Here is a 17135-nt window from a genome sequence, read left to right as displayed (position 1 = left end):
GACATGCGCACGCGCTCCTCGCGCTCGGCGTCGGCCGGCGCCGCGCCCCACCGCCCCGCCGGCCGACGCCGAGCGCGAGGAGCGCGTGCGCATGTCGCGCCTGCGTCAGACCATCGCCAAGCGGTTGAAAGAGGCGCAATCCAACGCCGCGATGCTGACGACCTTCAACGAGGTCGACATGTCGTCGGTGATGGCGCTGCGCAATCGCTACAAGGAGCTGTTCGAGAAGAAGCATCAGGTGAAGCTCGGCTTCATGGGCTTCTTCGTGAAAGCCTGCTGCAAGGCGCTGGAGGAAGTGCCGGCCGTCAACGCCGAGATCGACGGTTCCGACGTCATCTACAAGCACTATTGCCACATAGGCGTCGCCGTGGGCACGGACAAAGGCCTCGTCGTGCCGGTGGTGCGCGACGCCGATCGCATGAGCGTCGCCGAGATCGAGAAGGCGATCGGCGATTTCGGGCGCAAGGCGCGCGAAGGAAAGCTCGATCTCGAAGATCTGACCGGCGGCACCTTCACCATCTCCAATGGCGGCATCTACGGCTCGCTGATGTCGACGCCTATTCTCAACGCCCCGCAATCGGGCATATTGGGGATGCACAAGATAGAGGAGCGGCCGGTCGTCGTCGCCGGCAAGATCGAGATTCGTCCCATGATGTATCTCGCCCTTTCCTATGATCATCGCATCGTGGACGGCAAAGAGGCGGTCACCTTCCTGGTGCGGGTCAAGGAGCAGCTCGAGGACCCGGCGCGGCTCGTGCTCGATTTGTGACGGTTCCACGAAAATTCCGGCGGCGCCCCTGAAAATCGGGCGCCGCAATGCACAGATATCTCCCGTGCTACGCGTGTAGGCGTCCGCCGGGCGGGTCGATACGACCGCCGAGGAGTGTGAGATGGAAGGCAAGACCGCGACCGAGAGAAGAATCCCCCTGCTGACCCCCGAGCAGTTCGCGCATTTGGGCGATGGAGCGATCGCCTATGTGCGGACGATGCGCTCGGAGGATGTCAAGCGGCTCTACCCTCAGGCCCCGGCCATAGAACCCGGCCTGACGCTTTTCGCGCTGCTCGGCGCGGACGGCACGCCGATCGTCCTCGCCGATACGGAAGAGGGGGCCCTCGCCAACGCCTGGCAGCAGCAGCTGCAGACCGTCAGCCTCCACTGAGGCTGACGGGCGGACGAAAATCGGCTAAGCTCTGCCCGTGACGCGCCGTGGCGCGGCTCCTATGGTCGGAGATTTTCATGAGCGACTCGCTGTTGGATCGAAGCAAGATCATGGTCGAGCCACAGACAGACCAAAGCGCGAAAGCGGGAACGGCCGGCTACGGGCTGGAGCGCCTTTTTCGTCCGATCGTGGATTTCATCCGCTCGATGGCCGATGGAGTCGAGTCGATAAGACCGCTCGAGGACGATATTCGGACGATGTCGGCCGAGGCGCAAAGACTGTCGAAATCGATGCGGGATTATGGCTCGGAATTGCGCGGTTACGGAGCCTGGGCGAAAAAATTCTAAAGTTTTTTCAGTCGGTTTTATTTTACGGAGCTGCCCGCTTTGTTCGGAGGCACGAAGGATACTTTGGCGCAGCTCGCGGCGCGGCTGGCGGAGCTCTACAAGGAAATCGTGACGACGACGGTGCAGTTCGACGAGTTGCGTCGATACACCAAGGAATCGCTCGACGAATTCAAGCGCCTGCTCGAGCGGCAAAGCGACAAGATCGACCGCATAGAACGTGAGCGGATCACGGCCGAGGCCGAGCTGACGGCGAGAATCAAATTTCTGGAGGGGCGGTTGGATGTATTGAGCGAAAAGGCGCTCCATATCGCCGTGGCGGACATAGCCGCGGGCTATGTGAAGCGCGGCGGCGACGGAGAAGCCGTCAAACGGCTCACCGACGGGAGCTGACCGGCGCCGAGATTGCTTCACCCTTCCGGACTTTATAGCGATTCCGAGGAGGAACGGTATGGAAGAGCCGACACGCGAAATCTTCGCCGTTTGCCATGTGAACGATGTCGCAAAACGCCGGGCCGTCGGCTATGTGCTGGCCCGCGTCAATGACGAGGGCAAGACCGTGCCCTTCCCGGTCGTCATCGTGCGTCACGTCGGCAAATATTACGGCTATGTCAACCGCTGCCCGCACCAGGGCAGCCGTCTCGACTTCGAGCCGAAATCCTTCCTGGACCCGACGCAGCGTTTCCTGCTGTGCGGCAAGCATGGCGCGCAATTCGACATTCCGACCGGCGTCTGCAACGACGGTCCCTGCGTCGGCGCTCAGCTCGAGAAGGTCGAGGTGGTCATAGACGACAATGAAGTCTGCGTCACGGGCGTGACCATTGCCGAGGAAGACGGTCTCGACCGCGAGGAGAACGACGTCTATCCGGAGGTCGTCATCACCGCCGACTGAGCCGCGCTGGCTCCCCTCGATTCTCATCGCTGGGCCTTTTTGCGTGATGGACGTCGGCATAGACTGCGCCGTCCGGAATCGCCCAGCGGGGGAACGATGAAGACCGCGCTCGTCATACGTCATATCGCCTTCGAGGATCTCGGCAGTTTCGCCGAGCCGCTCGCCGAGGCGGGTTATCGGATCCATTATGTCGAGGCGGGGATGCAGAATATCCCCGCCGAGGCGGCCGAGGCCGATCTTCTCATCGTGCTCGGCGGGCCGATCGGCGTCTATCAGACCGAGGACTATCCTTTTTTGGCGCAGGAGGCGGCGCTGCTTCGCGCGCGGCTCGGGCGCGACGCGCCGACTTTGGGCGTTTGTCTCGGCTGCCAACTCATGGCCGCGGCGCTCGGGGCCCGGGTCTATCCGGGCGGCGCCGGCAAGGAAATCGGCTTTGCGCCGATCACGCTGACGGAGGCGGGGCGCGACAGCGCGCTCGCCGCGCTCGTCGAGCCCGAGGCGGATGTGCTGCACTGGCACGGCGACACTTTCGACCTTCCAGAGCAGGCGGCGCTGCTCGCCTCTTCGGCGCTCTATCCGCATCAGGCCTTTGCGATGGGGCGGCGCGGCCTCGCGCTGCAATTCCATCCGGAAGCGGAGAAGGACAGCCTCGAGCGCTGGTTCATCGGCCATACGGCGGAGCTCTCGTCCGCCGGCGTCTCCATCGCGGGGCTGCGCGCCGCCGCTGCCACCAAAGCGCCCGGCCTGCAGGAACGCAGCCGGCGCTTCATCGCGCGCTGGCTCGCCGAAATCGCCAAATGAAACGCGCGGTCCGCGGACGCCGGGAATGCGTCGCTGGACCGCGCGAGAACGACGCCGCTGGGCGTGGCGACGTCGCTTGACTCTTAAAAAAAGTCAGCCGCGAACGGAGACCTTGCGGAAGGGGTTCTCGTGGTTCGTCATGAACGCATGGCCGAACTCGGTCTTGTTCCACTCGACGGACTCGGCCGCCAGGAACTTCAGCGCCGTGATGGCGATGGGGAAATCCTTGGTGGCGGAAACGCTCGCCAGCTTGATTTCCGTATTGCCCGGGCCGACCGAGAGATCGACGACCGGCGTGCCGTCGGCCTTGGAGAGGCGCGCCCAGCCGGGCGTGCCGATGCCGGTGGCGATGACCGACGGCTCGGCGAACAGCGGGGCGGCGGCGCCGTCGGCCCCATCCGGGCCGAAAGCGGGAGACTGGAAGGTGAAGGTCGCCATCACCTCGCTGCGGGTGATCTTATGGTCCGGTCCGATCGGACGTCCGGTCGAATACAGAACCAGTTTGCCGCCGTCGAGCGCCGCCTTGACATCATCGAGCGTCGCCGAAGCAAAAGCCTCCGCCAGTCTCATATCGCTTTCTCCACTTTGCGAAATGCACGCCGCTTTTGCGACAAAAGCGACATGCGGGACAGGTTCTCGCCCCGAGCTTCGCAATTGTCATGCCGCGCGTCTCACAATTTGAAGGAAAACGAAACGGTCGTTCGGCGGTCTCAACCGCCGAATAATTTCTCGAAAATATTCTTTTCCTCCCGCGACGGGCCGCGCCGCGGGCGGGGCGTCTGGCTCGGAATGTCGGCGGGCGGCATCAGCGCCTCGAGCCCATGAACCGAGCCGGGCGCGACATCCTCGTCCTCGTCGCGGACCTGACGGCGGCGCGAGGGCCGCGGCGGCGGGGCGTCCGGCTCTGGATCGGAGGAGAAAAAATCGAGCAGCGGCGCGATGGGCGAGAGGCTGTCCGCCGGCGCCGCGGCCGAGCGCCAGGAGCCGGAGGGCAGGGCCGCGACCGGCACGCCCTGATGCGCCGCTTTCATGAAGCGGCTCCAGACCTCGACCGGCAGATTGCCGCCCGAGACTTTCTTGGTGGGCGAATTGTCGTCATTGCCGAGCCAGACGCCGGCGACGAGATGCGGCGTGTAGCCGACGAACCAGGCGTCGCGGAAATCCTGGCTGGTGCCGGTCTTGCCGGCGGCGCGCCAGCCGGGCAGCTCCGCCTTGCGCGCCGTGCCTGTGGAGAGAGTCTCCTCCATCATCGTGTTCATCATCGCCACATATTGCGGCTCGATCACGCGGCCATTGCTCGAGCCTCTGCGCGCGTAGATCTGCTTGCCGCCGGCGGTGCGCACCTTGACGATGATATGCGGCTGCACGCCGACGCCGCCATTGGCGAAGGGCGCATAGGCCGTCACCAGCTCCAGCGGCGTCACCTCCGAAGTGCCGAGCGCGATGGAGGCGTTGGGCTGCAACTCGGAGGCGACGCCGAGCCGATGCGCGATCTTGACCACGGCCTTCGGCCCGGCCTCGAGGCCGACGCGCACCGCCACTGTGTTGAGCGACAGCGCCAGCGCCTTGGTGAGCGTGACCGGGCCGAAATATTCACGGCTGTAATTCTCCGGCTGCCAGCCTTTGACATTGATCGGCCCGTCCTCGCGCACCGTGTCCGGCGTCAAGCCATGCTCGAGCCCCGCGAGATAGACGAAAGGCTTGAAGGCCGAGCCCGGCTGCCTTTTGGCGGAAACAGCGCGGTCGAATTGGCTCTCGGCGTAATTGCGGCCGCCGACGAGAGCGCGAATGGCGCCGTTGGGATCGAGCGCCACCAGCGCGCCCTGGCTGACTCCGAATTTCTCGCCCTTCTTGTCGAGCTCCTCGGCGATTGACTTCTCGCCCACTTCCTGGAGCCTTCGATCGAGCGTCGTCGTGACCACAATGTCCTGGTCGATGGCGCCGATCGTGTCGTCGAGCATGTCCATCACATAATCGGCGGCGTAATTGATGGAGCCGGCGCCGCGCTCCCGTCGCGCCAAGGCCGGCCGGCCGAGCGCGAGCTTCGCCATGGCCTCGGTGATATGGCCTTCCTGCGCCATTGCGGTGACGACCTGCGCCGCGCGTTCGGTCGCCCCTTCCGGGTTGCGGTCGGGCGCGAGCTTGCTCGGCGCCTTCATCAGCCCGGCGAGCACGGCCGCCTCCGCGAGCGTCACCTGGGCGGCGCCATGGCCGAAATAGCGCTGCGCCGCCGCCTCCACGCCATAGGCGCCGGAGCCGAAATAGACGCGGTTTAGGTAGAGCTCGAGAATCTGGTCTTTGGAGTATTTGTGCTCGAGCCAGAGGGCGAGGATCGCCTCTTGCATCTTGCGCGACAGCGTCCTCTCCTGCGTGAGGAACAAATTCTTGGCGAGCTGCTGGGTGAGCGTCGAGCCGCCCTGCATTCCGCCGCGTCCGGTGAGGTTGCGCGTCAGCGCGCGGGCGATGCCGATCGGATCGACGCCCCAATGGGAATAGAAGCGGCGATCTTCTATGGCGACGAAGGCCTTGGGCAGATAGGGCGGCAGATCGCGCAGGCGCACCGCGGCTCCGCCCGTGTCGCCGCGATTGGCCAGCAATTCCCCATCGGCAGCCAGAATGGCGATATTGGGCGGCCTTTTGGGCACCGCCAGAGTGTCGATCGGCGGAAGCTGCGCCGCATGATAGATGAACAGGCCGCCGACGCCGATCGCGCCCCAGATGGAGAGCACGGCGCCCCAATAGACGAGCCCGCCGAGGCCGAAGCGGCCGCCCTTTTTGGCTTTTTTGGGCATGGAGCGTTGCGGCGGCGCGTCGTCCTCCTCTGGCGGCGGCGCGCTCTTGCCCGGTGCGCTCTTGCCTTTGCGTTTGGGTTTCGCCATGCGATCCTCTCGCGGGTCGGCGCGTAGATCGCCGCCCCCGTCGCCGTCGAAACGTGGTTCGCGACGTTGCTTCTCGCGCGCCATTTTGGTCCGCCGCCTCGGGTTCCGTCGCGCCGCGGCATGGAAGCGCACGGCCGACGCCGACACTAGCATTAATGCTGTCGATTTAAGGGCCGGTTAAGCAAGGAGGCCGCTACTCTTCGTCGCGATAGGAACTTATGCACAGGCTCCGGCCGATCCCCTTGCGGCTCTTGCGCTATTCGTTGCGGCTTGCGAAAGTCTCGCCCTTGGAGCGAAAAACAGCGTCACGGATCGAGCGCAATGAAAGTCACCATCGAGAGAGCGGCGCTGCTGCGCGCCCTCGGCCATGTTCACAGAGTGGTGGAGCGGCGCACGACCATTCCGATCCTCGCCAATGTGCTCATCGACGCCTCCGCCGGGACGCTGATGCTCAAGGCGACCGATCTCGATCTCGAGATCACCGAGAAAGTCTCCGCGGACATCGGCCAGCCGAGCGCGACGACGCTGCCCGCCCATACTCTTTATGACATCGTCCGCAAGCTGCCGGAGGGCGCGCAGGTCTCGATCGAGGGAAGCGGCGAGCAGGGTCAGCTCACGCTGCGCTCGGGCCGCTCGCGCTTCAATCTGCAGAGCCTGCCGGAGAGCGATTTTCCTGACGTCACTTCGGGGGAGTTCTCGCACAGCTTCTCGCTGCCGCCGGCGGACCTCAAGAAGCTGATATTGAAGACGCAATTCGCCATCTCCAGCGAGGAGACGCGCTATTATCTCAACGGCATCTTCCTGCATGTGGCCGAGGTCGAGGGCCATCAGCTGCTGCGCGCCGTGGCCACCGACGGCCATCGCCTCGCCCGCGTCGAGCTGCCGGCGCCGGCCGGCTCCGCCGGAATGCCGGGCGTGATTCTGCCGCGCAAGGCGGTGAACGAAATTCTGCGCCTCGTGGAGGACGCCGAGGGCGCGGTGGCGATCGAGCTCTCCACCAATAAGATGCGTTTCTCCTTCGGCGAGACGGTGCTGACGACCAAGCTCATCGACGGCACTTTCCCCGATTATGGCCGCGTCATTCCGGCCAATAACGACAAGCGCCTCACCGTCGAGCGCGGCGTGTTCCGCGAGGCGGTGGACCGCGTCTCGACCATTTCTTCGGAGCGCGGCCGCGCCGTGAAGCTGGCGCTTTCGGAGGGCAGGCTGGTTCTCTCCGTCACCAATCCCGATCAGGGCTCGGCGGTGGAGGAGATCGAGGCCGATTATGACGGGCCGCCGATCGATATCGGCTTCAACTCCCGCTATCTGCTGGACATAGCCGATCAGCTCGACAGCGACACGGCTCTGTTCCGCCTCGCCGATCCCGGCTCGCCGACGCTGATCCAGGACCGCGACGGCGCGAGCGCGCTCTATGTGCTGATGCCGATGCGGGTGTGAGGCCGCACGGGCGGAGGGGAACCGGCTCTCGACGGTTGCGAGATTTCAGGCGTTGTTCAGTCCGAGCTCAACGCGCTTCTTCCGTGGGAGCCCTCGCGAGACGATCGAATACGATTCGCGGATGTAGTCGCGCAGCTCGGCGTCCGAGAGGCCAGGCTCCGCGAAATGCTGTATCCATTTCAAGCCGCGGGAGGCGAGATAGGGCGCGGGACGCAGGCCGGGTTGCTCCTTGAGCATCTCATAGGCGACGTCGCCGACCTTGAAGGTGAAACGCGGCTGGCCTTCGTCCCAGCCGCCGATAGCGAAAACCTTCCCGCCGACCTTCCAGACATGCGAGCCGCCCCATTGCACCACATGGCTGGCCGCCGGCAATGCGCTGCAGAACGCGTTGTAATCGTCATATGTCATGTGCGCCGCCTTTCTAGGGGCCTCGTCACTTCACCTCGAATTCCACCAACTCTATCGTCGTCGCGCCGGCGTTGCGCAGCGCGCGGGCGGGGCCGGCGTCGCGCCATTGGAAATCGCCCGGCTGCAAGGCCATGTTCTGCCCGGCGCCATCCGCATCCGTCTCGATCAGCTCGCCTCCCTCCACCACGATCCGCACGCCGGGCGCGCGTTGCGTGAAGGCGGGCGTGATCTCTCCGGGCTTCAGCGCGAGGCGCCATCCGCGCAGGCGCTCATTGTCGATGATCTGCGTAAAGCCGGCGGGACGTTCCGAGGGCGCGCGGCCTTTCGGCGCCGGCTCCAAAAGCTCGAAGCCGACGATGCTCAGAGGCATATCGCCGACATTTTCGGCTCGGTGAGTGAGGCTCTGTTTGGAAAAAGCGCCGAAGCCCACCGCGCCGCGCGGCCAAATGATCGACGTCGGCGCGGCGTCGCCCCAATTTTGAACGAGGGTCGGGCTCTCGCGCACCACCACATAAGCGAAGTCGCGCGAATGCTCGTGATAGGGCGCGACGCGATGCGGCGGCAGCCACACATTCAACATGGAGACCGCGTCATTGCGGAAGGCCGGGACATGGAAGGGCGTCCGCTCCACGGGAAGGACGGGCCCCTGTGTCGCGCCGCCCGCCTCGAGCGCAGCGGCCGGCGCGCCGGCCAGGCGCGCGACGAGCAGAAGGGCGATCAGAAGGGGAAGCGAAAATGTCCGCGTCACGCGCGTCTCCCGATGAAAGCCCGAGCCTTGCCAAAGATAGGGCCGTGACGCAATCTCGCCGCGTCGGCCGGACCATGCGAACGCCATGACCTATCTCCTCATGCATTTTTGGGCCTGGGGCGCCTCGGCCTTCGCGGTCGGAGTCGCGACGGCGCTCTCCATCGCGCGGCGCTCCGAGCGCGGGCCGGTCGCCGGCTGGCTGGTGTGGTTCGTTCTCGCTTTCGCGGCGGGCGTTCCCGTCGCTGCGCTCGGCCTCCTGCCCGGGCGCTCGGGCTTCTGGCTCGAGACGGCGCTGCTGCTGTTTCCCGCCTTTCTCGCCGGCGCGGCGGCCGGCGCGCTGCTCGGCCGGCATTCTCTGCGCGACAATGAGGGCTGGGCGCTCGGCCTCGTCCCGCTGGCGCTGATCTGGCTCGCCGCCGGCTTTCTGGCCGGCCGCTCGACGGAGCAGGATTTGCGGCGCAAGGCGGCGAGCGCGATCGAGAAAATCGGCGGCGATCCCGCCTATGTCGACGTCGCCGGCCGCGATGTCCTCTTGCCCCGCGATGCGCCGAACCGCGCCGCTGCGGCGGAGGAGATCGCGCATATTCCCGGCGTGCGGGGAATCGCCGATGTGGACGCTCTGACGGGCGCGGCCGCCAAGAATTACGAGAACGCCGCCATTGCGCGACGCGCAGCCCGCGAAAGCGAGGCGCCCGAGCGCGGGCCGAATGGCGCCGCCGGCCCGGCGGAGGCCCCGCAAAACGGCCCGCCGCCGAACGCTCCGTCAACGCGGAATGGCGGCGTCGCCAAGTCCAAGGAGCCGGCGCGGGGAGGGGTGAAGCCCGCGCCTTCGACTCCTTCGGCGGCCGCCCCGGAGCTCGTGCGGCCCTTCGCGGACGAGCGGACCTCCGAACCTTCCCGATCTCCCGAAACTCCCAAATCGGCGGGGCCCGGCAGGCCTTCCGCGCCCGGCGCGCCCTCCGCACCCGGCGAGTCTTCCGCGTCGGGCAAGCCGTCCGAACAAGCGCGGCCCGCCACTCCGGCGAGCGGAGAGCTCGATCTTCCGGCCTGTCAGAAGGCCGTGACCGCGGCGCTGGCCGGCGAGCCGGTGCGCTTCAGCCGGCGCGGCGGCGTCCAGCGCGGCGCGACCGGCGCGTTGGACAAAGCGGTGGGCCTGCTGCAACGCTGTCCACAGACCGATGTGGACGTGCGCGTGCGCGCCGAGGGCGGCGATCGGGCCGCGCGGGAGCAGGCGCGCGACCGGGCCGCCCGCGTCGTCGATTATCTCGGCCGCATGGGCGTCGAGCGTGGGCGTCTTTCCGTCGCCGGCGAAAGCGGCAAGCCGGTCGCCAAAGGCGCGCCGGAGGGCGAAAGCGGGAGCGGCGTCGATTTCCTGCTGTCGCCGCGCCGATAGGCGCCGCCTTCGCCGCAATGTGGACGCTATTGAATAGCCAAACTGCCGCGAGATTCGCACGCCGGCTTCCGGCGGGCGCAAAGAGTCGCGGGCGAAGCGGACGCCGTTCATGAGGCATAGGTCGAGCGGCGGGATCATGCGACGGGGAGTGGAGCGTCGGGAGCCAAGCGGCTGCTTTCCCAAAGTCTGTCTTCCCGTCCTCGGCCTCGCGCTGACGGCCATCGCAAATCCCGCGCGAGCGGAAAATCTGCGCGGCGCTCTGACGACGACGACGTTGAAGCCGGTTCCTGTCGTCGAGACGCGAGACGCCGCCGACAATCCGGATTCCCCCGATATTTCCGGAAAACGTTCGGAGCTGCGCAGCCTCGAGGACACGATCACGGTCTCCGCCGAGAGCCGCCGCAAAATCGAGACTGAGATCGAGACGCTGCGCGCCGATCGCGCCAAGTTCAACGCCGCGCTGGTCGACGCCGTGCAGCGGGTCGGCGTGCTGGAAAAGCGCGCGGAGGATGTGAGCGCCAAGCTCGAGACGTCGGTGCAGAGCGAGCGGGCGCTGGTCAAATCGCTGGCCGGCCGTCGCGCGCTGATCGGCGAGGTGCTGCTCGTGCTGCAGCGCATGGGGCGCAAGCCGCCGCCGGCGCTGCTGGCGCGGCCCGAGGATATTCTGGAGAGCATTCGCGCCGCCATGCTGCTCGGCTCGATGCTGCCGCAAATGCGCGCCGAGGTGGAGACGCTCAAGACCGATCTCGCCGACCTCGTCACGCTGCGCGGCCGCGTAGAGGCGGAGAAGACGAGCCTCATCGCCGAGCTCGAGCATTTGAAGGAGGAGCGCGTGCGGCTCGAGGCGCTCGTCGAGACGCGGCAGAAGGCGCTGATGCTGGCGCAGAGCGCGCTGGATTTCGAGGCGGAGCGGGCGCGCGCGCTGGCGTCCAAGGCGACCAACCTCAAGGAGCTGATCTCTCGCATGGAGAGCGAGGTGGAGGAGGGCCGGCGCGCGGCCGAAGCGGCGCGACGCGCCGATTCCGAGCGCGCCGCGGCGGACGCCGCAATGTCGCAGGAAAGCCGCGCCAAAGCGCTGGCGACTCCGTTCAAGGATCCCGCCCGTCTCGCTCCAGCCGTCGCCTTCGCCGATCTGAAAGGTCGATTGGCGCCGCCGACCGCCGGGCCTGTCGTCAAGCGCTTCGGCGCCTCGGACGGTCAAGGCGGAGCCGAGAAGGGCCTGTCGATAGCGGCGCGCGAAAACGCGATCGTGACCGCGCCCAGCGACGGCTGGGTGGTTTTCGCAGGGCGCTACCGATCCTATGGTCAACTCTTGATCATCAACGCCGGCGGCGGCTATTATGTCACTCTGGCCGGAATGGAGCGGATATCCGTCGCCGTGGGACAATTCGTCCTCGCCGGCGAGCCGGTGGCGAACATGGGCGGCGGCGCCGTCAGGACTGCGGCGGCCATTGCTATCGGCGCGAAACAGCCCATTCTCTATGTAGAGTTTCGCAAGGACAGAACGTCCATCGATCCGGGCCCATGGTGGGCGAAGCCGGAACTTCAGAAGGTTGGCGGATGATGCGCAAGGCCTCATTGATCATAACGGGAATCGTCATCGGGGCGGGATGCGCCACGCTCGGACAGAATGCGCGCCTATTGATCGGCTCCCCGGCCTTCGCCGCCGCTGCCGACACCTATAAGAATTTGAGCCTGTTCGGCGACGTCTTCGACAAGGTCCGCGCCGATTATGTGGAGAAGCCGGACGAGCAGAAGCTGGTCGAATCGGCGATCAACGGGATGCTCACCTCGCTCGATCCGCATTCGAGCTACCTCGACGCCAAGGGCTTCAAGGATATGCGGACGCAGACCGAGGGCAAGTTCGGCGGCCTCGGCATAGAGGTCACGCAGGAGGACGGCCTCGTCAAGGTGGTGACGCCGATCGACGACACGCCCGCGTCCAAGGCCGGCGTCATGTCCGGCGACCTCATCTTCGCGATCGACGACGACAATGTGCAGGGCCTCACGCTCAATCAGGCCGTCGACAAGATGCGCGGCCAGATCAACACCTCGGTGAAGCTCACCATTCTGCGCGGCAAGGACCGGGAGAAGATCGAGGTCAAGCTCACGCGCGCCGAGATCCATATCAAATCCGTGCGCTCGCACAAGGAAGACGACGACATCGGCTATATCCGCATCTCCCAGTTCAATGAGGAGACCTCGGACGGGCTGCGTACGGCGATCCAGAAGTTCCAGCAGGAGATGCCCGGCGACAAGCTCAAGGGCTATATCGTCGATCTGCGCAACAATCCCGGCGGCTTGCTCGATCAGTCGATTCAGGTGGTGAACAGCTTCATCGATCATGGCGAGATCGTCTCCACGCGCGGCCGCACGGCCGACGAGACGCAGCGCTACAATGCGCGGGCGGCGGGCGATATTTCCCGCGGCAAGCCGGTGGTGGTGCTGATCAATGGCGGGTCCGCCTCGGCCTCGGAGATCGTCGCCGGCGCGCTGCAGGATCACAAGCGCGCCACCATTCTCGGCACGCGCTCCTTCGGCAAGGGCTCGGTGCAGACCATCATCCCGCTCGGCGGCGCCAATGGCGCGCTGCGCCTGACCACGGCGCGCTATTACACGCCGTCGGGCCGCTCCATTCAGGCCAAGGGCATCGACCCGGACATCAATCTGCTGCAGGATGTGCCGGACGAGCTGAAGGGCAAGGACGACACAAAGGGCGAAGCCTCGCTCAAGGGCCATCTGAAGAATGGCGAGGACGAAAAGAGCGGCTCGCAGGCCTATGTGCCGCCGGACCCCAAGAAGGACAAGCAGCTGATCGCCGCGGTCGAGATTCTGCACGGCAAGTTCAAGCCGCAGACGGCCGAGCAGGCGAAGCCGGCCGAGCAGCCCAAGTCTAAAATCTCCAACTGATCACGCGGGCGGAGAGGGCGTTTCCCTCTCCGCCCGTCGCGTCTCGTTTGCGCAGGCCGTCATGATCGCGTTTTCGTCTCTCGCCAATCCCGCCGTCTTTCTGCGGCTGACGCAGCGCGTCCTGCCCTGGCTCGGCGCCGCGAGCGCTCTGCTCTCGGGCCTCGGCCTCTATCTCGTCTTCTTCGTCTCGCCCGCCGATTATCAGCAGGGCGAGACGGTCAAGATCATGTATATCCACGTGCCGGCCGCCTGGCTCGCAATGTTCGCCTATATGGTCATGACATCGGCCTCGCTCGGCGTGCTGGTCTGGCGTCATCCGCTCGCCGACGCCGCGCAAAAAACCGCCGCCACGCTCGGCGCGGCCTTCACCTTCATCTGCCTGGTGACGGGCTCGCTGTGGGGCAAGCCCATGTGGGGGACCTATTGGGTGTGGGACGCGCGTCTCACCTCCATGCTGATCCTCTTCCTGCTCTATCTCGGCCTGATCGCGCTGCGTCAGACGATGGAAGACTCCCCGCGCGGCGCGCGCATAGCGGCGATCATGACTCTGGTCGGCTTCGTCGATATTCCGATCATCAAATTCTCGGTCGATTGGTGGAACACGCTGCATCAGCCGGCCTCTGTGCTGCGCGCCGGCGGACCGACCATCGCCGCCGCCATGCTGTGGCCGCTGCTGATAATGGCGCTCGGCGCCACGGCGCTGTTTCTCGCCCTGCATCTGATGGCGATCCGCAATGAGATTTTGCGTCGCCGCGTCGCGCGGCTGACGCTGCAGGCGGCCGCCGCCGGAGAAGAGGGCGGGGCCGCGGAATTGCTGGAGCCGGCGCAGTGACCGACGAACATTGGGGCTATATTCTGCTGGCCTATGGGGTGACGGCGGCGACGGTGCTCGTCCTGCTGGCGCGCATTCTGCTCGAGAACAGACGTCTTTCCGCCGAGTTGGCGCGGCTGGAGAAGACCGCCGGCGCTCGCGAGGAGACGCTATGAGCGCGCCAGACGCGCCGCGCGGCCGGCTGGCGCTGTTCCTGCCGCTCGCCGTTTTCGCGGCTCTCGCCCTTCTCTTCCTGGCGCGGCTGTTCGCGGGCGACGCGTCGCGTCTGCCCTCGGCGCTCATCGGCAAGCAGGCGCCGCAATTCGCGCTTCCCGCTTTGCCGGGTCTCGCCGGCGTCGGCGGCCTCGTCGGCGATGATCTGCGCAAAGGCCATGTGAGCGTGGTGAATGTGTTCGCCTCCTGGTGCGCGCCCTGCCGGGCGGAACATGCACAATTGCTGGCGCTCGCCAAGGATCCCGCTCTCGCCGGCAAAGGCGTGACGCTCGCCGGCCTCGCCTATAAGGACGAGCCCGCCAATGCGTTGCGCTTCCTCGAGGACGTCGGCAATCCTTACGCCTCCATCGGCGTCGATCTCGCCGGCCGCGTGGCGATCGATTTCGGCGTCTATGGCGTGCCGGAGACTTTCGTCATCCGCGGCGACGGCGCCATCGCCTATAAATATGTCGGGCCTTTGACCCGGCAGGCTCTGGAAGAGACGCTGCTTCCCGAGATCGAGAAAGCGCTCGCGCAGACGCGCGCCGCCGCGCTCGCCGGCGCGCAATAGGTTTCTATTAACCTTAACTTAACGTCGCCTCTGCCATTACTGTCTGGCGGCGGTTCAGCATTCCGTTCGGCCGGGCGGCGCCCCCGGAGCGGCGTCGCTCGCCCCTGCGATCCGGCCCGTCGCGACGCGTCGCGGTCGACCATTCGTTGCGGGTGGGCTCGGGAATTAGAGGGTGAACAGCTTGCGCGATTTTGTTCCGAGGGGATTGCGCCTACGGTCGGCCGTGCTGCTGTCCGTCATCGCGGCGATCGCATTCGCGCAGGCCGTCGTGAGCTGGCGCCTCTTCGCCGGCGGCAGCGACTGGGCGACGGCGCGCGACCCGAGATTGGCGGCGCTCTTTGTCGGTCCGGTCCTCATCGCGCTTCTGTGCATTCTGGGCGGCGTCGCAATTCGCACGCGGGTGGTGCGGCCGCTCGCCGTCGTGACCGAGGCGATCCGCCGGCTCGCCGATGGCGACACATCCTACCGTCTCGAGATCGACGAATGCGCCGATAGTGTGCGGCGCCTCGCCGACGCTTTCGTCAATCTTCGTCAGGTCATTCTCGACCATCGGGCCGATGAGAGCCTGATCGCCGAAGCGAACGCCGCACAGGCGCGCATCGTCCAGTTGCTGGGCGACGGGCTCGCCAGAATCGCCGAGAAGGATTTGACATCGCGGCTGACCGACGAGGTCCCCGGCGCCTATCGGCGGCTGCAGATCGACTTCAACACCGCCGTCGGCCAATTGTCCGAGGCGATCGGCGAAATGGCGGAGAGCACCAAGCTGCTCGGCGCCGGAATGCAGGAGACCGTGGCCGCGGCCGACGATCTGTCGCGGCGCACGGAGAGCCAGGCCGCCAATCTCGAGGAGACGGCCGCCGCGCTCGCGCAAATCACGGAGACAGTCACGCGGACGGCGGAGGACGCCGGGAATGCGCGCCAGATCGTCTCCGATATGAGCACGGAGGCGCAGGCGAGCGGCGGCATCGTGCGCCAGGCGATCGGCGCCATGGGAGATATCGAGCAATCGTCCAAGAAGATCGCGCAGATCATCGGCGTCATCGACTCGATCGCGACGCAGACCAATCTTCTGGCCCTGAATGCGGGCGTGGAAGCCGCGCGCGCCGGCGAAGCGGGACGCGGCTTCGCCGTGGTGGCCGCCGAAATCCGTGATCTCGCGCGCCGCAGCGCCAAGGCCGCCAAGGAGATCGACACGTTGATCTCCGTGTCCAACGCGCAGATCGGCCGCGGCGTCTCGCTCGTCGGCGGCGCCGGCGAAGCGCTGTCGCATATCGTCGAGGAGGTCGCGCGCGTCAATGGCGTGGTGGCGGACATCGCCGATCGCGCGCGCCAGCAGGCGGCGGCGCTCAACGAGGTGAATGGAACCGTCCGCCAGATGGATTTGATCACGCAGCAAAATGCGGCGATGGCGGAGCAGACCACCGCCGTCAGCCATGGCCTCAGCGAGAAGACGCGACAGCTCATCGAATTGATCTCGCGCTTCCGCATCGCCCGGGAGGGCGTGGTCGCGGCGCCCCGCGCGAGCGGGCCTCGCCTCGTCGCCTCCGAGGGCGAAGAGCTCCCGACACGGCGCATAGAACCGCTGGACCGGCGCGTCGGCGCGAGCGATCGTCGCAGCAGAGCCTGGACAGACTTCTGAGCGACCGCCGCGGGATATCGAGAGAAATGAGCCATAAGAGACAATTTCAGATTCGCTGTCGGGCGCTTTCGCCGGCTCTCGCGGTCGCCGCCGCCTTCGGCCTCGCGGCCTGCGCCAAGCCGACGCGGGAAATAGAGCCGGCGCCGGTCGATCCGGGACTCTTCATCGGGGCCGATTGCCCGCAGCTCGTCGCGCGGCGCGCGCGCATCGCGCAGGCGCTGATCTTCGCCGGCTCCGCGCAGGATCAGCTGGCCGCCGATGATCGCACGCGCACATTCGGCGTTCCGACGCCGATGGGAACGCCCTTCGACGCCGACCGGGAGCCTCAGATCGCGCGGCTCAAAGGCGAACTCCACGCGGTCAACGCGCAAATGGACGCGCAGCGCTGCGGACCCGATTTCCGATGAGGAGGCGCAGCGAAGCGAAGCGGCGACGCCGCCACAACGATGAGTTGTCCCCTGGATTGATTCCAGCGAGGCGTTACGATAGGGCTCGAAAAGAGCGGCTATCGCCGGTCTGCGATTGGAGGTCGCCGTGACGCGTGTCGATCGACCGTCTTCCCCAGACGGTGACGGAGAGCCTGGCGCTGCTGGCGGCCTGCGTCCCTATTCCATCGCCGAATGCCGCGATCTCGACGCGCAGCTGCGTCGCGAATTGGAGACGCTCGATTACGAGCTGCGCGGGATCGTCAATCGCCTGCTGGCAGAGGTGGACGACGCAAAGGGGGATGCCCCGACATTTCTGCGCGCCTCTGCGACGGTGCTGCTCTCGGTCGCCGCCGGGCTGATGGAGACGGCCGCCGAGCGCGCGCATGAGCCCGCCGATGTCGCCGCGTTCAAGGATGTCGCCGAGGATGTCGCCCAATGGGCGCGAAGCCGCAAGCTGCGTGAGCTGCTGGCCGCGGAAGAGTGAACGCTCCGGCGGCG

The 17135-nt window shown here is 66.4% G+C and carries 20 protein-coding genes; 16 read left to right on the top strand and 4 right to left on the bottom strand.

The genetic code is table 11. The features are described 5' to 3' along the window. The 6 genes from odhB to C5689_RS08670 form a co-directional block, all read left to right on the top strand. Positions 1-769, top strand: a 769-nt coding sequence (odhB, locus tag C5689_RS08695) for a 2-oxoglutarate dehydrogenase complex dihydrolipoyllysine-residue succinyltransferase (protein WP_244594638.1), incomplete at its 5' end; no start/stop codon positions are given. 121 nt (positions 770-890) lie between these two features. Then, complete coding sequence (locus C5689_RS08690) at positions 891-1160, top strand: BQ00720 family protein (RefSeq protein WP_108916875.1); 270 nt, start codon at positions 891-893, stop codon at positions 1158-1160. 77 nt (positions 1161-1237) lie between these two features. Further along, positions 1238-1507 (top strand): hypothetical protein, encoded by a 270-nt coding sequence (locus tag C5689_RS08685; RefSeq protein ID WP_146188364.1) that lies wholly within the window; start codon positions 1238-1240, stop codon positions 1505-1507. Between the two features lie 39 nt (positions 1508-1546). Next, the gene (locus C5689_RS08680) at positions 1547-1897 is read left to right on the top strand and encodes a hypothetical protein (protein ID WP_108916873.1); all 351 of its coding nucleotides are present in this window, start codon (positions 1547-1549) and stop codon (positions 1895-1897) included. 58 nt (positions 1898-1955) lie between these two features. Next, positions 1956-2396 (top strand): Rieske (2Fe-2S) protein, encoded by a 441-nt coding sequence (locus C5689_RS08675; RefSeq protein ID WP_108916872.1) that lies wholly within the window; start codon positions 1956-1958, stop codon positions 2394-2396. 96 nt (positions 2397-2492) lie between these two features. Further along, on the top strand, positions 2493-3197 hold the full coding sequence (locus tag C5689_RS08670) for a glutamine amidotransferase (protein ID WP_108916871.1): 705 nt from the start codon (positions 2493-2495) through the stop codon (positions 3195-3197). Positions 3198-3290: 93 nt separating this feature from the next. Here C5689_RS08670 and C5689_RS08665 read toward each other — a convergent pair whose 3' ends face one another. Further along, the gene (locus tag C5689_RS08665) at positions 3291-3767 is read right to left on the bottom strand and encodes a hypothetical protein (RefSeq protein ID WP_108916870.1); all 477 of its coding nucleotides are present in this window, start codon (positions 3765-3767) and stop codon (positions 3291-3293) included. A gap of 140 nt (positions 3768-3907) precedes the next feature. Then, complete coding sequence (locus C5689_RS08660) at positions 3908-6160, bottom strand: transglycosylase domain-containing protein (RefSeq protein WP_108916887.1); 2253 nt, start codon at positions 6158-6160, stop codon at positions 3908-3910. A gap of 237 nt (positions 6161-6397) precedes the next feature. Between C5689_RS08660 and dnaN the strand changes: the two genes are divergently transcribed. Beyond that, on the top strand, positions 6398-7516 hold the full coding sequence (dnaN, locus tag C5689_RS08655; protein WP_108916869.1) for a DNA polymerase III subunit beta: 1119 nt from the start codon (positions 6398-6400) through the stop codon (positions 7514-7516). A 45-nt stretch (positions 7517-7561) separates the two neighbouring features. Here dnaN and C5689_RS08650 read toward each other — a convergent pair whose 3' ends face one another. Together C5689_RS08650 and C5689_RS08645 are read right to left on the bottom strand one after the other, a co-directional pair. After that, on the bottom strand, positions 7562-7924 hold the full coding sequence (locus C5689_RS08650) for an MmcQ/YjbR family DNA-binding protein (RefSeq protein WP_108916868.1): 363 nt from the start codon (positions 7922-7924) through the stop codon (positions 7562-7564). A gap of 25 nt (positions 7925-7949) precedes the next feature. Beyond that, the gene (locus C5689_RS08645; protein ID WP_108916867.1) at positions 7950-8759 is read right to left on the bottom strand and encodes a cupin domain-containing protein; all 810 of its coding nucleotides are present in this window, start codon (positions 8757-8759) and stop codon (positions 7950-7952) included. Between C5689_RS08645 and C5689_RS18200 the strand changes: the two genes are divergently transcribed. The 9 genes from C5689_RS18200 to C5689_RS08600 all read left to right on the top strand — a co-directional run bounded on the left by C5689_RS18200 (position 8758) and on the right by C5689_RS08600 (position 17121). Beyond that, on the top strand, positions 8758-10065 hold the full coding sequence (locus C5689_RS18200) for a hypothetical protein (protein ID WP_146188363.1): 1308 nt from the start codon (positions 8758-8760) through the stop codon (positions 10063-10065). The two genes, C5689_RS08645 and C5689_RS18200, sit on opposite strands and share 2 nt — an antisense overlap. A 136-nt stretch (positions 10066-10201) precedes the next feature. Further along, positions 10202-11629 carry a murein hydrolase activator EnvC family protein gene (locus tag C5689_RS08635; RefSeq protein WP_244594637.1) on the top strand — a complete coding sequence of 476 codons (1428 nt, stop codon included), beginning with the start codon at positions 10202-10204 and terminating at the stop codon, positions 11627-11629. Further along, complete coding sequence (locus C5689_RS08630) at positions 11626-12975, top strand: S41 family peptidase (protein WP_108916865.1); 1350 nt, start codon at positions 11626-11628, stop codon at positions 12973-12975. Before C5689_RS08635 ends, C5689_RS08630 begins: the two co-directional genes overlap by 4 nt. A gap of 61 nt (positions 12976-13036) precedes the next feature. Further along, on the top strand, positions 13037-13807 hold the full coding sequence (locus tag C5689_RS08625; protein ID WP_108916864.1) for a heme ABC transporter permease: 771 nt from the start codon (positions 13037-13039) through the stop codon (positions 13805-13807). Beyond that, the gene (gene ccmD / locus C5689_RS08620) at positions 13804-13962 is read left to right on the top strand and encodes a heme exporter protein CcmD (RefSeq protein ID WP_108916863.1); all 159 of its coding nucleotides are present in this window, start codon (positions 13804-13806) and stop codon (positions 13960-13962) included. The genes C5689_RS08625 and ccmD overlap by 4 nt, the downstream gene beginning before the upstream one ends. After that, positions 13959-14570 (top strand): DsbE family thiol:disulfide interchange protein, encoded by a 612-nt coding sequence (locus tag C5689_RS08615; RefSeq protein WP_108916862.1) that lies wholly within the window; start codon positions 13959-13961, stop codon positions 14568-14570. Before ccmD ends, C5689_RS08615 begins: the two co-directional genes overlap by 4 nt. A 172-nt stretch (positions 14571-14742) precedes the next feature. After that, a complete protein-coding gene (locus tag C5689_RS08610; RefSeq protein ID WP_244594636.1) occupies positions 14743-16209 on the top strand; it encodes a methyl-accepting chemotaxis protein in 1467 nt (488 codons plus the stop codon). A 26-nt stretch (positions 16210-16235) separates the two neighbouring features. Beyond that, positions 16236-16616 carry a hypothetical protein gene (locus C5689_RS08605; RefSeq protein ID WP_108916860.1) on the top strand — a complete coding sequence of 127 codons (381 nt, stop codon included), beginning with the start codon at positions 16236-16238 and terminating at the stop codon, positions 16614-16616. A 127-nt stretch (positions 16617-16743) separates the two neighbouring features. Beyond that, positions 16744-17121, top strand: a complete 378-nt coding sequence (locus C5689_RS08600) for a hypothetical protein (protein WP_146188362.1) — start codon at positions 16744-16746, stop codon at positions 17119-17121. Positions 17122-17135 lie beyond the last annotated feature (14 nt).

This window comes from Methylosinus sporium, from assembly GCF_003113265.1.
GTDB lineage: Bacteria > Pseudomonadota > Alphaproteobacteria > Rhizobiales > Beijerinckiaceae > Methylosinus > Methylosinus sporium.
Note: the sequence above shows the minus strand (reverse complement) of the source record. Positions and strands in the feature narration are given on the sequence as shown.

Bases quoted from the DNA above. Each gene is read 5' to 3' on its own strand.
- C5689_RS08690 (WP_108916875.1), top strand. From the start codon at position 891: ATGGAAGGCAAGACCGCGACCGAGAGAAGAATCCCCCTGCTGACCCCC.
- C5689_RS08685 (WP_146188364.1), top strand. From the start codon at position 1,238: ATGAGCGACTCGCTGTTGGATCGAAGCAAGATCATGGTCGAGCCACAG.
- C5689_RS08675 (WP_108916872.1), top strand. From the start codon at position 1,956: ATGGAAGAGCCGACACGCGAAATCTTCGCCGTTTGCCATGTGAACGAT.
- C5689_RS08670 (WP_108916871.1), top strand. From the start codon at position 2,493: ATGAAGACCGCGCTCGTCATACGTCATATCGCCTTCGAGGATCTCGGC.
- C5689_RS08665 (WP_108916870.1), bottom strand. From the start codon at position 3,767: ATGAGACTGGCGGAGGCTTTTGCTTCGGCGACGCTCGATGATGTCAAG.
- C5689_RS08660 (WP_108916887.1), bottom strand. From the start codon at position 6,160: ATGGCGCGCGAGAAGCAACGTCGCGAACCACGTTTCGACGGCGACGGG.
- dnaN (WP_108916869.1), top strand. From the start codon at position 6,398: ATGAAAGTCACCATCGAGAGAGCGGCGCTGCTGCGCGCCCTCGGCCAT.
- C5689_RS08650 (WP_108916868.1), bottom strand. From the start codon at position 7,924: ATGACATATGACGATTACAACGCGTTCTGCAGCGCATTGCCGGCGGCC.
- C5689_RS18200 (WP_146188363.1), top strand. From the start codon at position 8,758: ATGACCTATCTCCTCATGCATTTTTGGGCCTGGGGCGCCTCGGCCTTC.
- C5689_RS08645 (WP_108916867.1), bottom strand. From the start codon at position 8,759: ATGGCGTTCGCATGGTCCGGCCGACGCGGCGAGATTGCGTCACGGCCC.
- C5689_RS08635 (WP_244594637.1), top strand. From the start codon at position 10,202: ATGCGACGGGGAGTGGAGCGTCGGGAGCCAAGCGGCTGCTTTCCCAAA.
- C5689_RS08630 (WP_108916865.1), top strand. From the start codon at position 11,626: ATGATGCGCAAGGCCTCATTGATCATAACGGGAATCGTCATCGGGGCG.
- C5689_RS08625 (WP_108916864.1), top strand. From the start codon at position 13,037: ATGATCGCGTTTTCGTCTCTCGCCAATCCCGCCGTCTTTCTGCGGCTG.
- C5689_RS08615 (WP_108916862.1), top strand. From the start codon at position 13,959: ATGAGCGCGCCAGACGCGCCGCGCGGCCGGCTGGCGCTGTTCCTGCCG.
- C5689_RS08605 (WP_108916860.1), top strand. From the start codon at position 16,236: ATGAGCCATAAGAGACAATTTCAGATTCGCTGTCGGGCGCTTTCGCCG.